The following is a 17,490-nucleotide window of genomic DNA, read 5'->3' as shown; positions in this document are numbered from 1 at the left end:
TTGGATGCCCCCTTACACGCGAACCGGTAGAATTAACTGCAGATTAGAGTGAGTGGTATCCTCTGCTCCTACTACAACGATAGGTCTCTGATTACTAATCATTTTTATCGCGATTGTTTCAGAAGTTATCGTTTGTAGTGCTTGCAGCAGATATTCCACATTACAAGCCAATGTAAATGCTTCTACTTGATTACATGGAATTTCTACACTTGCAGTACCTACTTGAGAATTTTGTGGTTTAAGATGGATGCTTTCTTTTCCTTCTGACGTAAGCACGATTAATGAAGAAAATGCCGAAAGCTGCTCCAACGTGTTTTTAAATTCTTCACGTGATAGTTGTATTTCACTTTTAAATTCGTCGGGTACCATACGTGCCGTATCAGGATATGTACCAGCTAGTAATCTAGACTGATAGATAATACTTTCGCCACGGATTAACAGCTGTGTATCACTAATGAGCTTTAATTGTAAATTTGTTTCACGATTAAAGAGCTTAAGAGCTGTTTTAAGAGACTTAATTGGTAACACAACTTCACCATCTTTTGCGATAGTGATCTTTGTACAATCAAAATGTAAACGGGCTAAACGGTGAGCATCAGTTGCTGTACTAAAGAACTTATCATCAACTGATTTTAAGTTCACACCGGTTAGGATCTTACGTGTATCCATTGCAGGAATAGCATGTAATGTTCCGTTGGCCATTGATACAAATTGTTCTTGCGAAAGTGAAATCCAATCTTCCCCTGCTTCAATTTTGATTTCAGGATATTCTTCATGATCCATGGTACAAAAGCTAAACTGTTTCTTCATACTTTCTACAATTTTTAGCTCATTGTTTTTATGTTCTAAACCAATGAATTCACTTTTAAATTTCTTAATCGTTTTAAGTACCGGAGCAGCTGCAAAAAGCACTTTCCCCGGTTCAGTACAATCCCCACTGTTTACATTAAAGCGAGTTACTAATGTTACTGTTTCTGTACCGTCTGAACCCATTAGAATCATTCCCTGTTGATTACAATCTAATAAAACGCCTTGTAATGCTGGCATTGGGTTTTTAACGTCTACAGTAGCGCTAGCTTTCTCTAATTTTTCGATAAATAATGTACGGTTAATAGTAAATTTCATAATAAATCCCTCCAAAAAAGTAATAAAAAAAGAACAGACCTCATATCCTGTTCATTCGTTTTCCTGCTATAAAACAAAGCTTTACGCGCTTTGTTGTTTTTTTAACTGTTCTATCAGTTGATGAATGGCTTCTGTATGATCATGAAGTAACCATTCTCTAAAGGACGTAATATCTCCAGGTATAAGAGTCGATAACCAGCGGCTAAGCTGTTTCTCATTTCCAGGACGAATATTCTTCGCTTCATGAATCAACTGTAAACTAGTTATCATTCCTTCTAAACCACCAATCGTTGTATCCTCAAATGTTCTCGCTTGCGCATTATAATTGTGATTATAGGCAAGTAGAATTTCCTTGGATGTAATACTTAATGGATTTGCAAGCTCTTGGATTTTTTGAATTAATAATCCTAGACCTGGTTGACCATTCGATTGTTCCTTCTGTGAACTTCCTTGTTTATTCTTTAGTTGTAGCATAGTAGGCGGTGTGAAATAATATCCTTTCTTTTGATAAGAAACATAGATACTATTTGGACCATTACTACGTGTAGAAAGTTCTACTTTACTAGGTTTTATATTGTATAGGTATCTTCCCACGCCCCAAAGTACAGCAGCTCTTTTTAAACTATTTGAAAAGCCACCTTTTACAGAACTGTAGTCAGATTCTTCACTTCCATCCTCTTTGGATATCCAACGTTCATTCAAAAACACTGATATGGTACATTTCGTTGCTTTCTCACCCCATTTTTCATACGACACTTGCCATTTATCAATACCAAAGACTTCATCGAATCGGTCCTGAATGGCACGTGCATCAACAAATGGAGCTACATACGCAAAAAAACGACCTTGGCTTTCAAATGTATGTGTAATTTTCCACCCTAATTGTTCGAACGGAAATTCAGCTTGTAAACTTTCCATTATATTCGTCATAATAATCCTCCTATATTACTTGTTATTTCGAATCTGGGTGTTTCCACTCTTTCTTTCGAAATTCATCAATCATTTCACATATAATTCCTCTGTTTTCATGAAGCAACCAATCCTTATAGGAAGTAATATCTTTTCCTGATTGAATGGATAAACGCTTATTCAAATCCCCTATACTCATACGACTGATATTAGTTGCTGCATAAATGAGACTTAAGCTTACTTTCAAATCTCTTAAATCAGAAATGGTAATATCCTTAAATGTCGTAGCTTTCGTATTGAAGTTTTGATTGTGCGCTTGCAGCATTGCTACAGAACTGATCCATAATGGATTAGCTAATTCTTTAATTTCTTCAATGATGTCATGTAAATAAACATTATTTTGTAATTTTTTCATGATGTTCCCCCTAAGTAATAAAATAATCGCCTAAAGTGCTGGCTATACAATAACTCCAAACTTGAAGACAACACAAAAAGGGCTTCTTCAAGTCGATTAAAAATGTGTATAGCAAAATAAGCTATATACACTAATCGGCTCAAAGAAGCCCTTTCAAAATCGAAACAAGACGCAACTTGCTTCTACAACTCAACCACAACACAAAAAGGTGTGGGAATAAACGGAATCAAATAAACTAACAATATACCTATATATTATACAATCTAGATTTTTATATCAAGTAAGAATTTAGTTTTTAATAATACAAAAATGCCCCATACAAAAGTATAGAACACTTTACAACTAGCATAGTTTAGAAGGCTAGTTTATAATCATCTTGCTTTTCAACGAAATTTAAAAACTCCTCGTTGGTCATATCAGTCCTAATATCAACATAATTACAAGATGCTTGAGAATAATAGACACTTCTTGAAAACATACTTTTAATTCTCGTAATTTGTAAAAAGGCCTTTACTTCTTCAAGAGTAAGTGTCAATTTTCCTTTTAAGAATTCTACTAGAAAACAATTATACGATACCGGTCGAACTTTTTCACAATACTCATCACGACTAGTAACATTGAGAAGTTCCAATAACTCATCTTTTCTCAAATTTGCTTTCCACACATTGTAGACCCCTGGTATCTCATTACTTAAAATAGAAATCTTATTTACTTTATCTTGTAGCATCGAATGTGCATAGAGGAAAATAAATCTTTCTCCTGCATCTTTTAAAGACCGAGAATACGCTATCTTAATATCTTCACATGATTCTGCATGTCTTAGGTCATTTTGAATATCAATATTACTTACTGATTTTTGAGCAATTTCTTTATATTGACGAAATGCTTCTTCTTTACTTACATAACCCTCAGCAAAAATCTGATAATTATCCTCAACAGTTTCAAGATAAATAGGAATCTCTAATTCACTCATGAGGCGGTAAAAATCTAAATAAATCTTATCCACCATTTCTTGTGCAGGTAAATTTCTAACACTTTCTTCTAATACCATTTGAGGAATAATAAATTCGGCATCATGATAATATGCCATTAGTTCTTTAAAGGAATCTTGCTCTTCTCTTGACAACTTTGCTAAATCTGTGAGTACATTATTATCCAAAATATAATAATGTGTAGTTCTTTTGTTTTTTCTGCCATATTGGAAGTAAGGCTCTATCCCTTTGTATTTCGAATACTCGTATATCTCTGCTGTTTTTATTGCTGGATTCATTGATTGTTTTCCTCCCTAAATTTTCATTCGAATAGCCTCCAGTTGTTTGAAATGGTGATTTGCTAGATTTTGGATGCTTTCAAAATCTGATTCAAGCATGTTGCCTTGAACACTTTTTGATTCAAGTAGCTTATTTAATCCATCAATTTTAATTGCTTTTGTTGGCTCTAAAATTGAAAGATCAAAATCTTGAGGTAAATTATTACGATAATCATAATCAATAATTCTTTCTGCATCCTCTATACTAATTAAGTTGTCTTGAGCCAATTTAATAACCATAGTTTTATAAGGTAACTCAAAAACTGGAATTAGTCGTATAACATTTTTTTCTAGGCAATCATCACCGTAATTTAATTTAATTTCTTGAAATAGCGTTTTTAATACATCATTATTTATTAAAAGCTCTGCTGCAAAAAGATTTGCTTTACGCTCATCTTCATTAAGAACTGGATTATTAACAAAAGTTACATCATCTGCATTTTTGATGCGTTCTCTTTCAAATTCAAAATGGTAATATTCATGTGCCCAAACAAAATTCTCATATGTTTTCGGTTGTAATGTATTTATATTTATATAAAAAGTTCCATTGCGATATAATACCATTCCCCCATAGGATAATGATTGGCTTGGGAAGAGTAATACCTCTGTTTTCTGCATTAAATAATTACGTATGCTTTCAATTGTTTTATATTTAAAATGAATCCCTTTCTCAATTGTGCTTTCTACGTTAACTAATATTGTAGGGAGCAATTTTTGATTCTGTTCTATAACTTCTCTTATATTATTATGATTGATCATTCTTTATCACATCCTTATATATAATTCAACGTTATATATTTCAAAAAAACTTACACTATTCAATGCTAAATAAAAATAATATATTATATAGAATCAGCTCAATTAAAATCGTTATAAGGTCTCAATAATTCAATCATTCTTATAAAATCATCTAATGTATCTAATGTAGTTTGAAATTCTTTTTCTTCACCTTCGACAGCTACATAATTGGCTGCTGCAAAGTTTCTTATATCAGACCTTTTTTGTTTTTCTTCCAATTTTAATGGAGGTTTAAAATCTGATTTATAGAAATAAAATTCATCTTTTATTCCAAACAATTCATTTATTTTCTCTATACCTTTTGTTAAATCTCCTTCTCCTTTTAATAACTTATAAAAAGTAGCCCTTGGTATTCCACCTTTTTCCATAATCCATTGATGAGTTCTACCTGTTGCCTCTAAGTATATTCTTATATTTTCTCCCACTATTCGTTTCATATAATTCACTCCTCATGAATCATTATACACTCAAGTATCTAAAAAAGATACAAAGAATGGCTATAACGAGAAAAAATAGAGACGATTAATGTTTTTTTGATGAAAAGTATCTTTTTTGTGAACTTTATAATTTTAACTATAAATAATTTATCAATCTCCTTTTTACTACACCCAATCTCCTCTCTTACTTATTCAAATTTCTTTATCTATCTTTTGTAATTTTTATTTGCGGAATTTATGTACGAGATGTCTAAACAATAAACTTCTATTTTTCTTATATATATTTCTTCTGAAAATTAAGAAGCCAGATAGAAAAAGAATGTATGTGATTTAATGGCAATTTTCTTCTTATATTGGGTAACTTATTATTTTTGGTTTTTCATATAAATAGAAAGATCACATTAGATTAGCTACTATTAGCAAATCTACTACTAGATATAAGAAAAATCCTATCTTTCATACAATGTGCAATGAGATAGGATTTTTAAATTTAATCCATAATAATATTAAGCTATCAATGTCAGGCGTTGTGGCTAAGAACTGTTTCCAGTGTTAAGGTATCCACTTGAATTAAATCATCAAATATCTTACGACGTACACCATTATCTTTCTTAGCAAATTCTACAGTTTCATACCAATCTATTAGGAATTTTTCTTGAACTACATTCAATTCACTATTTTGTAAGACCACGAATGCTCCCAATAAGTAAGTTACATAATCAATCCTTTTTGGCTCAGCTAAATGCTTCGATTCGATAAATGATAAGGCTCTATCAAGGGCAGCTAGTGTCTGATTAAAGATAATATGTAACTCGCTCGCTGTTAATTTGCTGATTAAAGATGCTTTAACATCTGAAGGCATTGGACTGAAGTTAGCGGAATGAGGCTTTTTCTTAATTAGTTCATACGCTGGATTCAACGCTGCTAATGGTATAGAAATTTCTGTAGCTTTTTGTACAAATAAGTTGTCTAAACCAAATTCTTTTAACTTTTCACCAAATTTCTCAGCGTATTCTTTGTAATAGTCTACACCTTTAACTAACATTTCAGTTAAGTGGACTTCTGTCTCTGTAACTTTACTTCCTGCTAGGTTTAAAACCTCAAACCATTCTCGTTGTTCCTCTTCAGATAAATCCTTAGCATAATTAACTGTGTAGTAGTAGGATAAGAATTTATTACGAATTCTAGTGAGTAAGCTTTGGACTTCAAATGATTGCATTTGCGGATTTTCACGAACAAATCCTTCGAATACCTTAGGGTCCTTATTATAAAGCTTTCCAACTGGGATTTGGGATTGACGCATAGAACCACTATTTAAAAGAAACTTCCCAGTAGTTATGTCTAATGCTACATTACGAAATTCATCATCATCGGTATAAGCCTTGTAATTACAACTTAAACGCTGCTGCCCATCATTTACTGAGTGCTTCCCAGTCAACGCTTCTTCTGGAACTAAATCCCGTGAAATAAATTTAACTTGTGGCACAGCAAAATCCTTATTCTCAATAATGTTAATTGAAATAGGAGCAACAGCTGCTTTCCCAGTCAATTGAAAATTTAATAATTGAATTGATTTTTCAACTTTCCATCGGATACCCGTTTGAAAAATAGGTAGAGTTAACCGTCCTTCTTCAATATCCTTACATAAATTCCCTAGAGAAATTGGTTTTGACTCTTTTGTAGGGTCAAAACTAGAAAAATAGTCTAGCTTTTTATTAATTTTAATTGTCATTTTACATCCCCCTTAAAAAACTTGTTGAATTTAATATAACACAAGCTAATTATTTTTCCAATATAAAATAATCTAAAAATTTAGCTGCTACTTTATTTTTACGTGAAAAAACCTGTAAATAAGCCTTTTTAAAATTTAAATCCAACAAAAAATATTAGCTGCTATTTTTGTAAGCTATAAAATGCTAGTTGTTTTCATCCTATGAATATGTAGCTTAAAAAACTTTACGCTAACTAATTGATATAATGTAAGCTCTTTCGAAAAAGAAAAAGGAAATCTTCTTCATACTATCCTCATAAAGCCATAAAGATAGTATGAAGAAGATTTCCTCACATCTAATTATTTTTTCTCAACTAATCCAGCGAAAACAAAGTATTAACCAACTATCTAAGTGTAAAGTAATCTGTTAATTTACCCATAATCTCATTATTTGGTCTATATTCCTTATATATATATTTTCGATCTTCATTAGTTCGATTGAAGTCAGCGATTAAGTACTCCGATATCATAATTTGTAATTTTCAATATTCCTTCATTTCATAAACAAATAATCAACATAACCATGCTATACCTCTTCTCTTCTTCTGAAATAAAAAATATACCAATGATGGTTCCTATATCCTTCAGAATCATCATTGGTATATTTGCATGGATTTTTTCTTTCTTTATATAACTCACTATGTGCGGTGTAATACCATAATATTCTGCCATTCGCGCCTAATTCGTTTTTACTATGCTTTTATCGATTAAATGTAAAATCATTTATCACTATTTCTATTTACAAAATATTACACATATGTATAATTAATACATAAAGTTCCGTATTATCTACTCTTCCGATTTATTCGAGCAATATTTTCCATAAAAAGAAAAATAATCGTTTTTTTTGTTGAGAACATTTGTTCTGTTGTTTAAAATATAGATAGATACTTCACTTATTAATAGTAGATATGTATACATAAATGAGAAATTCATAAAAGTTGGAATTGGAGGGGCGTTTTTGATGGATGCTAAAAAATTGAAAGAGTTTGAAAGAGTATTTAATTATTCAAAGGATAGATTAGAACAGCCAATTATTAAAAGCTTTTTGGCCCTTGAGGAGAATCAACAATTATTAAAGGAATTCAGAAAGAATCCTTCGGAGGAAAATCAGCATCGTTTAGATGATGCATTTAGAAGTTTTTTTAATAGGGTTAGAAAAATAAAATATTTTAATAATTTAATTCACTTTTTATCTATTGATTTTGATAAAAAGATACGTAAAAATAACGCTCGCTTATCGTTAACATTAGATAAACCAATGATAGATGAGACTACAACTACTATTAAAGATAACCTTCCAGACCCGACCGTGTATTCAGATTTGATATCTAATCCTTCTTTATTAGATGAAATTGAAGACCACAAACTATATCGCTCTTTAGAAAGTTTAACAGAGAAGCAGTTGCAAGTTATTGAATTATTATATGCGAAGAAGCTCACGAATAATGAAGCTGCATACTACCTAAATACTACGCCACAAAATGTTACTAACATCCACACAAAGGCACTGAAGAAATTAAAAAATATGATTGAATAAAGGAAGGTTAAAAAATGGATTATAACGTTAATTTGGAAGATGAATTTAACGAGTTTGTTCAACAATTTGATTTACAAATTCGCAAACAACTCACTAATACTAGCTATCAAGAGAGAGAAGACTTACTACAGGAAATTTACATAAAAATGTACGAAAAATATTTAGAATTTGAAACAAGAAAAGACTCTATACCAGGATTCATAGATTTTTTATTAGATGATGTAAAACATTCATAGCTATTTGCTATGAATGTTTTTTTTATCTGTATTTAATTCATTACAAGCATGTTTCAGATCGAAAATAGCTTCAGTTAGACTCTCTATTTTCTTTTCGAATCTTAGTAATAAATATCCAGCTAGCACTATTGGGAACCCGAAATTCCCTAATAGCATTGACCAAGTTTGTATACTATCCACGCTTCTCACCTCCCTAGTGCATTAAGTGAAATCAATTATTACTTTTTAAACAAAAATTTTTAAATAAATTTTATTAGAGTGATTTAAAAACAAATAACATGTTTCACTTTAATATATATAAACGGTGGCATAGCCAAGCGGTAAGGCAAAGGTCTGCAAAACCTTCAGCGTCGGTTCAAATCCGACTGCCACCTTAATTTATTATGATGGTGACATTGTCAATAGGAATGACTGGAGGTTAGCATAACCCTCTTTTTATCGGTTCGAATCCGATTGTCACCTTATTTCTATCTCTTATAAAAGGAGTGCTAAAAATGGTATATAAAGTTGCATTATATTCTTCTAAAAAGTGTGGTTTCTGCCTTGAACAGCAAAATTGGATGAAACAAAATAATATTTCATTTGAATTAAAAGATATTTCGGAAGAAAAGTATTCAAAAGAATTTAAAGCATTAAATATCCCTGCTGTTCCTTTCACAATAATAACTACTAATACAGATGTTATTAGCCTATTAGGCTTCCAAAAACATGTACTAGAGGAAATATTAATCTAAGGGAGCGGATACCAATGAAAGATATTGAAATAGCAATTAAGCATTATTATGAATTAAAAAAAGAGATGTTACATGCTGCTAGATGTATAAATTGTTGTGTAGTAGAAGAAGATAAAGATTTATATCGAGAGATTACTGGGGTTTATTCTAAGAAAATGAAATCATTAGAAAAATGTTTATCCGATAAATATTGCCTCCATTTCTGCCATCTTAAAAGAAATGAATAAAATGATAATTTCTTTTTTATGATCTTGAGAGTGATTAAAAATATGAACACCCTTATTAAGGGGCGTTTGTGTTTTTAATCACTCTCTTTTTATTTATAAAAAGTTTTCAATTTTTAATGTAAATATCGTAACTTTGTTTCACTTCTTCTAATTAAGAGATTTAAAGGAGGAGTTAGTTATATGGAAGACTTATTTTTATTTCCAACAACAGTTCATGAATTAGATGCGCCACTTGAGACGATTCCAACAGGAATAACCTCAATTAAAGCACCAGAGCTTTGGGAAGTATCAAAAAAAGGGGAAGGTATTGTCATAGCTGTTATAGATTCTGGAGTGGACGTAGAACACCCAGATTTAAAAGAGAATATAATTGACGGGTATAATTTTACAGACGATGACAACGGTGATCCTCATGCATATTATGATTACAAAGGACATGGAACACATGTTGCAGGTATCATAGCTGCCTCGGAAAACGGTGAAGGTATAATAGGAGTAGCTCCCAAGGCTAAACTGTTAATATTAAAAGTATTAAATAAAAAAGGACTAGGGAAAATTGATTTTCTCATTAATGCAATTGAATATGCAATTAGTTGGAGAGGCAAAAATAATGAACAAGTTCAAGTTATGAATCTATCTCTAGGCAGTTTAAAGAAAAGCGATGAATTAAGAAGAGTTATAAAAAAAGCAAATAAACAAGGAATTATTTTGGTAGGAGCTTCAGGTAACTATGGTGATAATGATAGTGAAACCGACGAAATACTCTTCCCTAACTTTTATAAGGAAGTAATTCAAATAGGTGCAGTTGATTTAGAGAAAAAAATCTCTAGGTTTTCAAATTCTAATCCCAATTTAGATTTTGTTGCACCAGGTGAGAATATCATCTCTACGTATATTGGACAGAGTTATTCTAGCATGTCAGGAACTTCTATGGCTTCCCCACATGTCTCAGGAGCCATAGCTTTAGTACTAAATATTCTTTCAAATAAAGATATTAATTTAACACCAGCAACAGTATACTCATACCTTCTCATTCATGCGATAGCCTTAGGCTTTTCACCAAACGAAGAGGGAAATGGTTATATTCAGTTAGTATAATAAAAATACCCCCACCCTATATAGGGTGGGGCATTTTTATTATACTAACTATAAATATATTTAAATCAATATATTTAATTTGTGTTCCCAATTTGTGTTAAAATAATTGTGAGTGCATTCTCAAGATTGGAGTGATAGTATTGGAAACTAAATCTATTTTCAACAAAGTAAGGATGGTTGGTATACTTGCTATTTTAATAGCATTGGGAACAAATCTTAATGTATTTAAACTACCAGAAAACCAAGAGTTCCTTTTAAGAACGATTTCATTCACGGTTGCTGTGATATCAGCTATTATTTGTATTTATCTAAACCGCAAAATTAAAAAAGAGGGTCAATAATAACTCTCTTCTTAATTTTAATAATAGGAAGTAAGAAATATAAAACTTTTTGTTATAACACTAGGTAACTATGATACGTAATTAATCTAAATAGTTCCTTTAAATCATTTTGAAATCAGAAATAAGAGTCATAATTAATTATGACTCTTATTTTCTATTATTAAGTTAGCACTTAATTCCTAGTCCTGCTAAGCAACCAGCACACGCTGCTGCTCCTGCTGGTGTCCAGAATGCACCACAAGCAATTCTGCAGCTCCATTGTAACCAATCGGGTAATGAATTAAACCCTCTTTCTACACAGTCAACAAGTCCTTGTTCGATAACGGCTTCGCCCTCTACTGCTGTTTTAACAAACTTACCGTCTTTAATTGTTGAAATTGTTTTGAAAGTTTCTTCAGCATCTGCAAAGGAAAGTTCAAGATCGTTACCTTCTAATTTAATCCCCATAAGTTTAATATCTTTAATATTAAATTTTTCGTCATAGTAAGCCACTACAAAGGAATTTTCCTCATCTAATAATGGAATTACGACTGAAGAACCACCAATTTGTTTATAGTGTGTAATTTGGGCTTGTTGGAAGTTTAATTGATGCTTTTCTGCAATTTTATTAATTGCAGGGTTTGTTTTTAATTCTCCGATTAATTGGTTACTTTCTACTAATTCTTGACTATAAATAGTATTTGTCATTTTCAATTTCCCCTTTTCTATTTTGTAAAATTAGATACAACGTAATGCTGTTCCGCCGATACAGCCAGCACATGCAGCACAAGCAGGAAGTAATCCGCCAAGGCAACCTGCACAAAGGCCTTCACAAGCAGATTGTAACCACCAAGGCATACGTTTAAATACGTCCATTAAACATGTTGAAGCGTTTTGTCCTGCAAGCATATTTCCATTTAATTGACTTTCAACTTTTACTAATTCAAAACCTTGATTAAATACACCTTTAGTTATATTAACTTGTTCTAAATCACTGAAACTAATCTCAACATTATTTTTTACTTGTTCAACTGTAAGTAACTGAACAGATAAACGATGAATATCCTTTTTATTTAGAGCAGCAAGTACTACCGTAGTAGGATCTGCTTTTGTTGGAATTACAATTGAGTAATCTTCTTGGCCGTTAAACTCATTTAATTGAATGTTTTCTAAATCTAATTCATGCTTTTTAGTGTACTCTTTTACCGTTTCCATCTCCAGAATACGTAGTACATCTGGATGTCCTTTAGTTACATGTTGATTTAATTTGTTTGTCATTTAAATCATCTCCTTTTTTGTTTGGCCCCTTGCGAGGTTACACGTAAATAAGAGATATAAGTCTAAAGTTTTTAAACCACAAAATAAAAAAATTTTTTAATTTAAAATTCACGTAGTTGTTTCACTTATAAAGAATATATATATAAAGGAGGAATATTATCATGAAAGTAAAAGAAGTAATTGTATATACCAATCCCTTTTGTATGCCTTGTTTCTGGGTTAAGAATTGGTTGAATTCAAAGGAGATAAAATTCATTGAGAAAGCATTAGTAGATAATGAAGATAATATTAATGAATTTAAAACACTTAATAGTGAGGGTACTCCAACTATTCGGGTTTTATATGAAGATGGAAAAGAAGAGGTTGTTGTGGGATACCTAATTGAGAAGTTAGAGGTAGCTTTACTATTAAAATAAATTGATTTTAAAAAATGGGTACACTCATATATTTATATGAGTGTACCCATTTTTTTTATTTTGGATTAGATATTTCCTGCATAAATCCAGCCATGCTTGCCAGTAAAGTAGTAAAGACAAAAAGTACAATAATTAAAGGAATAAGTTTATTTTTATTGAGGTCAGTAAAAGTCTTTAAACCTATTCCTATAAGAATGTAATACCAAATTGTAAAGATATCTATCTTTTGAGCAATAGCATGTAGGATTGCATTGTTCGTTATTAATGAACCTAAACCTGTATAAGATATTTCATATCCATTTAGATAGAAAGCAATTAAACCGTTTAAAAGCATTCCTAATCTCAATATAAAAGACGAATAGATAATGATAGCTAGCGTTTCTTTATATTCAATATCTACCCCAAAAAAGATCATAATATTCTTATAGAAGATAGGTATAAAGAATAACCCTAATATCCCCCCTATTGTAGTAATTCCAAATGAGGTAAGAAATGTTATGTATGTTGGAACAGAAAAACCTGTATTGTCATGAAACATATTAAGTGCAGGATTGTTTAAAGAGTTCCAAGAAATTAGGGCATTTGAAGCAATAATTAGTAAAATTAAAATTATTAATGGAACGAATATATTTCTTTTAGATTTCATTCTCTCAAATTGTAAACCAGGTGAAGTGAAAATCCCTATAATTGAAGGTTTTTCGGCTAGTTCTTTAGAAAGTTGATTGCTTGTATGCAAAAAAATATCCTCCTTTTACCTTTATATCCATAATCTTATCATAAATGAAAATGATTTTTTCTTTATTAGTGTAGAATTATATTATGAATACTTGATAAAATTTATAAAAACAATTAGATATATTATTCTCTTTTTATATACGCTGTATATAGAAAGCGTATATGTACGACGTATATATTTTTTATCTTCTATTTTAGTTTTTTTTATGTTAAAAAGAAGTAGACAGAATAACAAATAGATATTCTTTTTTAGTATTCTATTTTCTAAAAGGAGGTTTATAAATGTCTGATAAAGATAAAAAGCTCCAAAATTCTTTGGAGGATATAGATTTAAAAAAAATCAAATCTATTAAATTAGATCTAGATGAATTAAAAAAGAAACCACCTGGTTTTTTTGAATTTTTAGAGCAATCGGATGGAAATAAAGATAAAGAGTAATTAAAAATATTAAAAAACATTTGAATATGAATAGAGTTTTAAACTCTATTGAGTAGTGTAATATTGTAACCATATAAATCCTTAAAATTTAAATTTCAAAATACTACTTATTACTTTGATTATGGACTTTTTCATAATCACCATAAAATAGTCCTACTCTGTTATTAATACACGAGTAAGACTATTTTATGGTTTATTTAGATTACATCTTATCGATTATAGATTGCCTTTTATACCACTGGTTCAGTTTGTTCCTAGCAGTATCTGAAAGCCGCTTAGTTTTTTGATTGTAAAACCTTGAAAGAGTCGGCTGTGAAATGCCTATCTCTTCTGAAAGCTCCCTCATTGTTATATTCTTCCTCGTATGCAAAAATACTAGCTTTTCACGAATTGAATGTTCACTTTCATCCACATTTATGAGCCCATTTTCTTTTTTTACAACAGGTTTTTCTACTTGTATTACGTTGGTTTCTTTCTTTTTAGCCAAACTCTCCATTGAATTTATTAATTCTTTAGGAGGCAGTATTCTAATGCCTAACTGTGAATAATAATTCTTAAACCAATTTTTTTTCGCTAGCTTCTCTTCATCTAATCCGTTATCATATTCCCAATGTGAAATGACCTTTTCACTCTCTAAATCTAATAACACATTTTCTAACTGTTCTCTAATTCTATTTGGTTTTTGATTTTGTTTAATCCCCATAACGGCTAATAATCCTTTATCCCCACCTATAGAATATGGCCTGTTTAGATTAGAGAACATTTGTCTAATTCGCCACTGCCATGTTAAATATCGAATTAATCGTTTGTGGTATTTATGCCTATAACTATTGTACTCTAGTGCTTTTTTAGAGAGTAATGCCGTCGTACTATTTGATCCGTACAAATAGCCTGATAAGAAGCTTCCAGGCTTAATCCGGCATGATTCTATCCCCATGTATTCATTGGTATTTTTATCCCTCCAAAGTACAACTGAATCAAGTACAAATAACCTTTTTATGACCTCTCGTTTCATTTCATAATGTCTACCTGATTCTGCACGATCATTTAATACTACGACTTCATTTTCATCATTTAGATATATAAAAATACTAGCTAACGCAGCAATTCTTTTTGCTACTTTAATCTTATCTTCGGCTCTGTAATATTCAATCCCATTTGCCTTTGCCTTTGGAATACTGCACATCTCTAAAACTTGTTCATATGAAAAATCAATAAACTCATCAGGTGATTTAGCTTCATTCAACCATTGAATAGTAATTGTATCTAGACAGTCTGCTGTTAAGTCATCCATATTACTCATAACACCATCTACTAGTGTATTCCAGCGCGCAGCTTCTTCAATATTGGTTAATCTTAAATCTTCATCTTTATGAGAAGAGAGCTGCGCCAGACCATTACTATCCTTCGTTTCAATTGGATATGACTTTATTTTTGTCTCATCATTTTCTTCAAATTGGTTTTTTGCTATTCCATCTCTTAATTTATAATAAACAGCAGAGTTATTAACTTCATAATAATCATCTTTTTTAATGATATCATCATTCTCTAACGGTATAGGTACCACTTCACCTCTACTCTTTATATCCTTTAAGAACTCCTGTTCAATAAATAGATTTATTGTCTCATGTATCTGATTTTTATAATGATCTATTTCCGTAAATATTTGTAATGAAGATACTCCTTTTTTTTGTTGTTTCTCCAACCATTGTGCCAACATTGAAAAAGAAGGAGAAAGATGAGAAGAAGTTATTATCCTACTATTATCTTCTTTTACATCTTGATAATAGGCATTCCATTTATGCCACAATACCTCGTTATTTTTATAAAGTAGTTCCGCTATCAATAATGCGTCACGAAACAATTGAAGAACATTATCCATATGCCCCCTCCTTCTCTATTTAATTTTAAACTACAGTTATTCCAAGTTGAAATAATATAGTTATATGAATCCTCTTATATGAAAAAGATAAAAAGTGTCAGAAATTTCGGTTTCTAATTCCAAGATGTTTACATTTTTTCATCACAAATTATTCATACTTGTTATTTATGTTTATTATATAGAACAACAATGATTTGTAAAACTGACATAGTACCAAGTATATATTGTACTTGCATTACTATTAATAAAATTACTTTCGTATGAGAATGAAAATATATAGCTATATTGTGTCCCTTTCAATGTAAAGATGAAATATATTTAAATCTTTATGGTATTTTATGAATGCTAAAAAAGTATATAACAACCTCAAAAACTAATATAAAAAGATTTATTTTCCTCTTCTGATATTAAACATGAAAACTTATAGCGGTATTATGTCCCTTTCGGTTTTACCTAAATATCCTAAAGACCCTCTGGATATCAACGTTTTTTTCTTTTTTTCATTTCATTTGCTCCATTCCCTTCATGAAAATTCATAGCGGTATCATGTCCCCTTTTTTTAAAAACATGAAATGCACTATAGCTATATTGTGTCCCTTTTAAAAAACTTATTTATTCGACATAACTCCCATCCTATCAACATTTAAAAGGGAATTTAATAATTTAATCAAACATAAAAACATGAAAACTCATAGCGGTATCATGTCCCTTTTGTTACAACCTAAATCCATAAAAAAGGTTGTTAAATTAGTCTTAATAAAGGATTTTTCTTCGTATTATCTCTTTTCTAGAGAAATGAAAACTTATAGCCATATCATGTCCCTTATTTTTTTTTGATAATCATGAAATCCCTTGGGGCACTAAGGATAAAAGGTCATTTCATTTTTTATATTTTCTCTTAAAGGAGGCACTTTTTTCAATTTCCAATTTGCTATAATCAAAATTGGAATATTTTATAGTAATTTGGCATATATTTCTGAATTTGTAGAACGGAGGTGAAAAAGATGGGGAAATCATTGGTGATACGTAATCAACGTAGCTTAAATGGAGAAACAACCAATGCGGTGTTAGTAACATTAAAGTCTTGGCAAAAGCTTGTAGAAGCATTTGAAGAGAAGTACTACAGCTATAAAGATACATATTTAGAGGATATTCTACAGCACATGACATATGAAGAACGTATTGCGGATATAGAAGGATTTGTCGAAAAAGCAAAACCATCTTTTTCACGTCGCGGAATGTCTGCACTTGCAGAAAAAACAGGACGAAAGCATAAATTATATGGTATTACGAATGCAGATCTTGAAGTATTCTTATACCTACATAAAAAATGTTTTACTAATGGTGTCATTCCGAATGTAACAGTACATATGATGTGGGAAGACTACAAGCAATATAAAGAAGAGTTTGCTTATATCCAGCACTCTCAATTCTATATCGCTCTAAAGAAATTAAACTTACATAATATTATCTCCATTGAAAACGGAGTAGATGGCCGATATACAATTAAGCTAACTCATTTTATGAATGAGGAAACAGAAAAAGCAAATCCATACGTATACATTAGTCCCGTTGTATTTACAAAGGCTTTCTTTAAGCTATCTGTAGCGGCTAAGAAACTATTCTTAGACATTGCCATGCAACAACATACGGAAACAACATTAAAGCGTTCTTTGGACAAGCAGGACGAAAGAGGAAACAAAACTCACTTCGGTGGGATGTATCGTTTCTTACATAAAAAATATCCGCATCAGATCCGTGCGGTTATCGAGGAATTAACAACTGCATTACCATGTACGGGGAATCCCCTATTCAAAATTTG

At 30.9% G+C, this 17,490-nt stretch carries 20 protein-coding genes, 1 tRNA gene and 1 pseudogene; 10 read left to right on the top strand and 12 right to left on the bottom strand.

The window, feature by feature from the left end; genetic code table 11:
- Positions 1-12: 12 nt before the first annotated feature.
- From dnaN to H6481_RS25370, 7 genes are all read right to left on the bottom strand, one after another.
- Complete coding sequence (dnaN, locus tag H6481_RS25400) at positions 13-1,125, bottom strand: DNA polymerase III subunit beta (protein ID WP_182813543.1); 1,113 nt, start codon at positions 1,123-1,125, stop codon at positions 13-15.
- An 81-nt stretch (positions 1,126-1,206) separates the two neighbouring features.
- Complete coding sequence (locus tag H6481_RS25395) at positions 1,207-2,055, bottom strand: Rad52/Rad22 family DNA repair protein (RefSeq protein WP_137035230.1); 849 nt, start codon at positions 2,053-2,055, stop codon at positions 1,207-1,209.
- 22 nt (positions 2,056-2,077) lie between these two features.
- Positions 2,078-2,449, bottom strand: coding sequence for a hypothetical protein (locus H6481_RS25390; RefSeq protein WP_137035229.1), 372 nt, complete (start codon positions 2,447-2,449; stop codon positions 2,078-2,080).
- Positions 2,450-2,801: 352 nt separating this feature from the next.
- Entirely contained in the window at positions 2,802-3,719 is a 918-nt protein-coding gene (locus tag H6481_RS25385) for a hypothetical protein (protein ID WP_137035314.1), read from the bottom strand.
- Between the two features lie 15 nt (positions 3,720-3,734).
- Positions 3,735-4,517, bottom strand: a complete 783-nt coding sequence (locus H6481_RS25380; RefSeq protein WP_137035315.1) for an ImmA/IrrE family metallo-endopeptidase — start codon at positions 4,515-4,517, stop codon at positions 3,735-3,737.
- Positions 4,518-4,615: 98 nt separating this feature from the next.
- Positions 4,616-4,993, bottom strand: a complete 378-nt coding sequence (locus tag H6481_RS25375) for a hypothetical protein (protein ID WP_137035316.1) — start codon at positions 4,991-4,993, stop codon at positions 4,616-4,618.
- 520 nt (positions 4,994-5,513) lie between these two features.
- On the bottom strand, positions 5,514-6,725 hold the full coding sequence (locus tag H6481_RS25370; RefSeq protein ID WP_137035317.1) for a hypothetical protein: 1,212 nt from the start codon (positions 6,723-6,725) through the stop codon (positions 5,514-5,516).
- A 1,003-nt stretch (positions 6,726-7,728) separates the two neighbouring features.
- On the opposite strand from H6481_RS25370, the gene H6481_RS25365 reads away from it, so the two are divergent.
- Both H6481_RS25365 and H6481_RS25360 read left to right on the top strand, forming a co-directional pair.
- On the top strand, positions 7,729-8,304 hold the full coding sequence (locus H6481_RS25365; protein ID WP_137035319.1) for a sigma factor-like helix-turn-helix DNA-binding protein: 576 nt from the start codon (positions 7,729-7,731) through the stop codon (positions 8,302-8,304).
- A 14-nt stretch (positions 8,305-8,318) separates the two neighbouring features.
- A complete protein-coding gene (locus H6481_RS25360) occupies positions 8,319-8,540 on the top strand; it encodes a hypothetical protein (RefSeq protein WP_137035320.1) in 222 nt (73 codons plus the stop codon).
- On the opposite strand, the gene H6481_RS25355 is transcribed toward H6481_RS25360, so the two are convergent.
- Complete coding sequence (locus H6481_RS25355) at positions 8,541-8,720, bottom strand: YvrJ family protein (protein WP_259347394.1); 180 nt, start codon at positions 8,718-8,720, stop codon at positions 8,541-8,543.
- 123 nt (positions 8,721-8,843) lie between these two features.
- On the opposite strand from H6481_RS25355, the gene H6481_RS25350 reads away from it, so the two are divergent.
- The 5 genes from H6481_RS25350 to H6481_RS25330 all read left to right on the top strand — a co-directional run bounded on the left by H6481_RS25350 (position 8,844) and on the right by H6481_RS25330 (position 10,940).
- Positions 8,844-8,914: transfer RNA gene (locus tag H6481_RS25350), tRNA-Cys, on the top strand.
- Positions 8,915-9,034: 120 nt separating this feature from the next.
- Positions 9,035-9,274: a glutaredoxin domain-containing protein gene (locus H6481_RS25345; RefSeq protein WP_137035321.1), complete on the top strand. Its 240-nt coding sequence runs from the start codon at positions 9,035-9,037 to the stop codon at positions 9,272-9,274.
- Positions 9,275-9,288: 14 nt separating this feature from the next.
- Entirely contained in the window at positions 9,289-9,501 is a 213-nt protein-coding gene (locus H6481_RS25340) for a hypothetical protein (RefSeq protein WP_137035322.1), read from the top strand.
- Between the two features lie 180 nt (positions 9,502-9,681).
- Complete coding sequence (locus H6481_RS25335) at positions 9,682-10,599, top strand: S8 family peptidase (protein ID WP_182813519.1); 918 nt, start codon at positions 9,682-9,684, stop codon at positions 10,597-10,599.
- 140 nt (positions 10,600-10,739) lie between these two features.
- On the top strand, positions 10,740-10,940 hold the full coding sequence (locus tag H6481_RS25330; protein WP_137035324.1) for a hypothetical protein: 201 nt from the start codon (positions 10,740-10,742) through the stop codon (positions 10,938-10,940).
- Between the two features lie 165 nt (positions 10,941-11,105).
- On the opposite strand, the gene H6481_RS25325 is transcribed toward H6481_RS25330, so the two are convergent.
- Complete coding sequence (locus H6481_RS25325; protein ID WP_182813517.1) at positions 11,106-11,627, bottom strand: hypothetical protein; 522 nt, start codon at positions 11,625-11,627, stop codon at positions 11,106-11,108.
- A gap of 30 nt (positions 11,628-11,657) precedes the next feature.
- Entirely contained in the window at positions 11,658-12,197 is a 540-nt protein-coding gene (locus H6481_RS25320) for a hypothetical protein (RefSeq protein ID WP_182813515.1), read from the bottom strand.
- A 161-nt stretch (positions 12,198-12,358) separates the two neighbouring features.
- On the opposite strand from H6481_RS25320, the gene H6481_RS25315 reads away from it, so the two are divergent.
- A complete protein-coding gene (locus H6481_RS25315) occupies positions 12,359-12,613 on the top strand; it encodes a glutaredoxin domain-containing protein (RefSeq protein ID WP_182813513.1) in 255 nt (84 codons plus the stop codon).
- Positions 12,614-12,668: 55 nt separating this feature from the next.
- On the opposite strand, the gene H6481_RS25310 is transcribed toward H6481_RS25315, so the two are convergent.
- Positions 12,669-13,349, bottom strand: coding sequence for a Yip1 family protein (locus H6481_RS25310; protein WP_137035328.1), 681 nt, complete (start codon positions 13,347-13,349; stop codon positions 12,669-12,671).
- Between the two features lie 281 nt (positions 13,350-13,630).
- On the opposite strand from H6481_RS25310, the gene H6481_RS25305 reads away from it, so the two are divergent.
- Positions 13,631-13,786, top strand: a complete 156-nt coding sequence (locus H6481_RS25305) for a hypothetical protein (RefSeq protein ID WP_170969687.1) — start codon at positions 13,631-13,633, stop codon at positions 13,784-13,786.
- 202 nt (positions 13,787-13,988) lie between these two features.
- On the opposite strand, the gene H6481_RS25300 is transcribed toward H6481_RS25305, so the two are convergent.
- The gene (locus H6481_RS25300) at positions 13,989-15,668 is read right to left on the bottom strand and encodes a helix-turn-helix transcriptional regulator (RefSeq protein WP_182813511.1); all 1,680 of its coding nucleotides are present in this window, start codon (positions 15,666-15,668) and stop codon (positions 13,989-13,991) included.
- A 1,004-nt stretch (positions 15,669-16,672) separates the two neighbouring features.
- Here H6481_RS25300 and H6481_RS25295 point away from each other — a divergent pair.
- Positions 16,673-17,490 (top strand): annotated as a pseudogene (locus tag H6481_RS25295) (hypothetical protein); the annotation flags it as partial.

The sequence above is a fragment of the Bacillus sp. ME78 genome, assembly GCF_903970865.1.
GTDB lineage: Bacteria > Bacillota > Bacilli > Bacillales > Bacillaceae_G > Bacillus_A > Bacillus_A cereus.
This window is presented reverse-complemented; position numbering and strand designations above follow the sequence as displayed.

Bases quoted from the DNA above. Each gene is read 5' to 3' on its own strand.
- dnaN (WP_182813543.1), bottom strand. From the start codon at position 1,125: ATGAAATTTACTATTAACCGTACATTATTTATCGAAAAATTAGAGAAA.
- H6481_RS25395 (WP_137035230.1), bottom strand. From the start codon at position 2,055: ATGACGAATATAATGGAAAGTTTACAAGCTGAATTTCCGTTCGAACAA.
- H6481_RS25390 (WP_137035229.1), bottom strand. From the start codon at position 2,449: ATGAAAAAATTACAAAATAATGTTTATTTACATGACATCATTGAAGAA.
- H6481_RS25385 (WP_137035314.1), bottom strand. From the start codon at position 3,719: ATGAATCCAGCAATAAAAACAGCAGAGATATACGAGTATTCGAAATAC.
- H6481_RS25380 (WP_137035315.1), bottom strand. From the start codon at position 4,517: ATGATCAATCATAATAATATAAGAGAAGTTATAGAACAGAATCAAAAA.
- H6481_RS25375 (WP_137035316.1), bottom strand. From the start codon at position 4,993: ATGAAACGAATAGTGGGAGAAAATATAAGAATATACTTAGAGGCAACA.
- H6481_RS25370 (WP_137035317.1), bottom strand. From the start codon at position 6,725: ATGACAATTAAAATTAATAAAAAGCTAGACTATTTTTCTAGTTTTGAC.
- H6481_RS25365 (WP_137035319.1), top strand. From the start codon at position 7,729: ATGGATGCTAAAAAATTGAAAGAGTTTGAAAGAGTATTTAATTATTCA.
- H6481_RS25360 (WP_137035320.1), top strand. From the start codon at position 8,319: ATGGATTATAACGTTAATTTGGAAGATGAATTTAACGAGTTTGTTCAA.
- H6481_RS25345 (WP_137035321.1), top strand. From the start codon at position 9,035: ATGGTATATAAAGTTGCATTATATTCTTCTAAAAAGTGTGGTTTCTGC.
- H6481_RS25340 (WP_137035322.1), top strand. From the start codon at position 9,289: ATGAAAGATATTGAAATAGCAATTAAGCATTATTATGAATTAAAAAAA.
- H6481_RS25335 (WP_182813519.1), top strand. From the start codon at position 9,682: ATGGAAGACTTATTTTTATTTCCAACAACAGTTCATGAATTAGATGCG.
- H6481_RS25325 (WP_182813517.1), bottom strand. From the start codon at position 11,627: ATGACAAATACTATTTATAGTCAAGAATTAGTAGAAAGTAACCAATTA.
- H6481_RS25320 (WP_182813515.1), bottom strand. From the start codon at position 12,197: ATGACAAACAAATTAAATCAACATGTAACTAAAGGACATCCAGATGTA.
- H6481_RS25315 (WP_182813513.1), top strand. From the start codon at position 12,359: ATGAAAGTAAAAGAAGTAATTGTATATACCAATCCCTTTTGTATGCCT.
- H6481_RS25305 (WP_170969687.1), top strand. From the start codon at position 13,631: ATGTCTGATAAAGATAAAAAGCTCCAAAATTCTTTGGAGGATATAGAT.
- H6481_RS25300 (WP_182813511.1), bottom strand. From the start codon at position 15,668: ATGGATAATGTTCTTCAATTGTTTCGTGACGCATTATTGATAGCGGAA.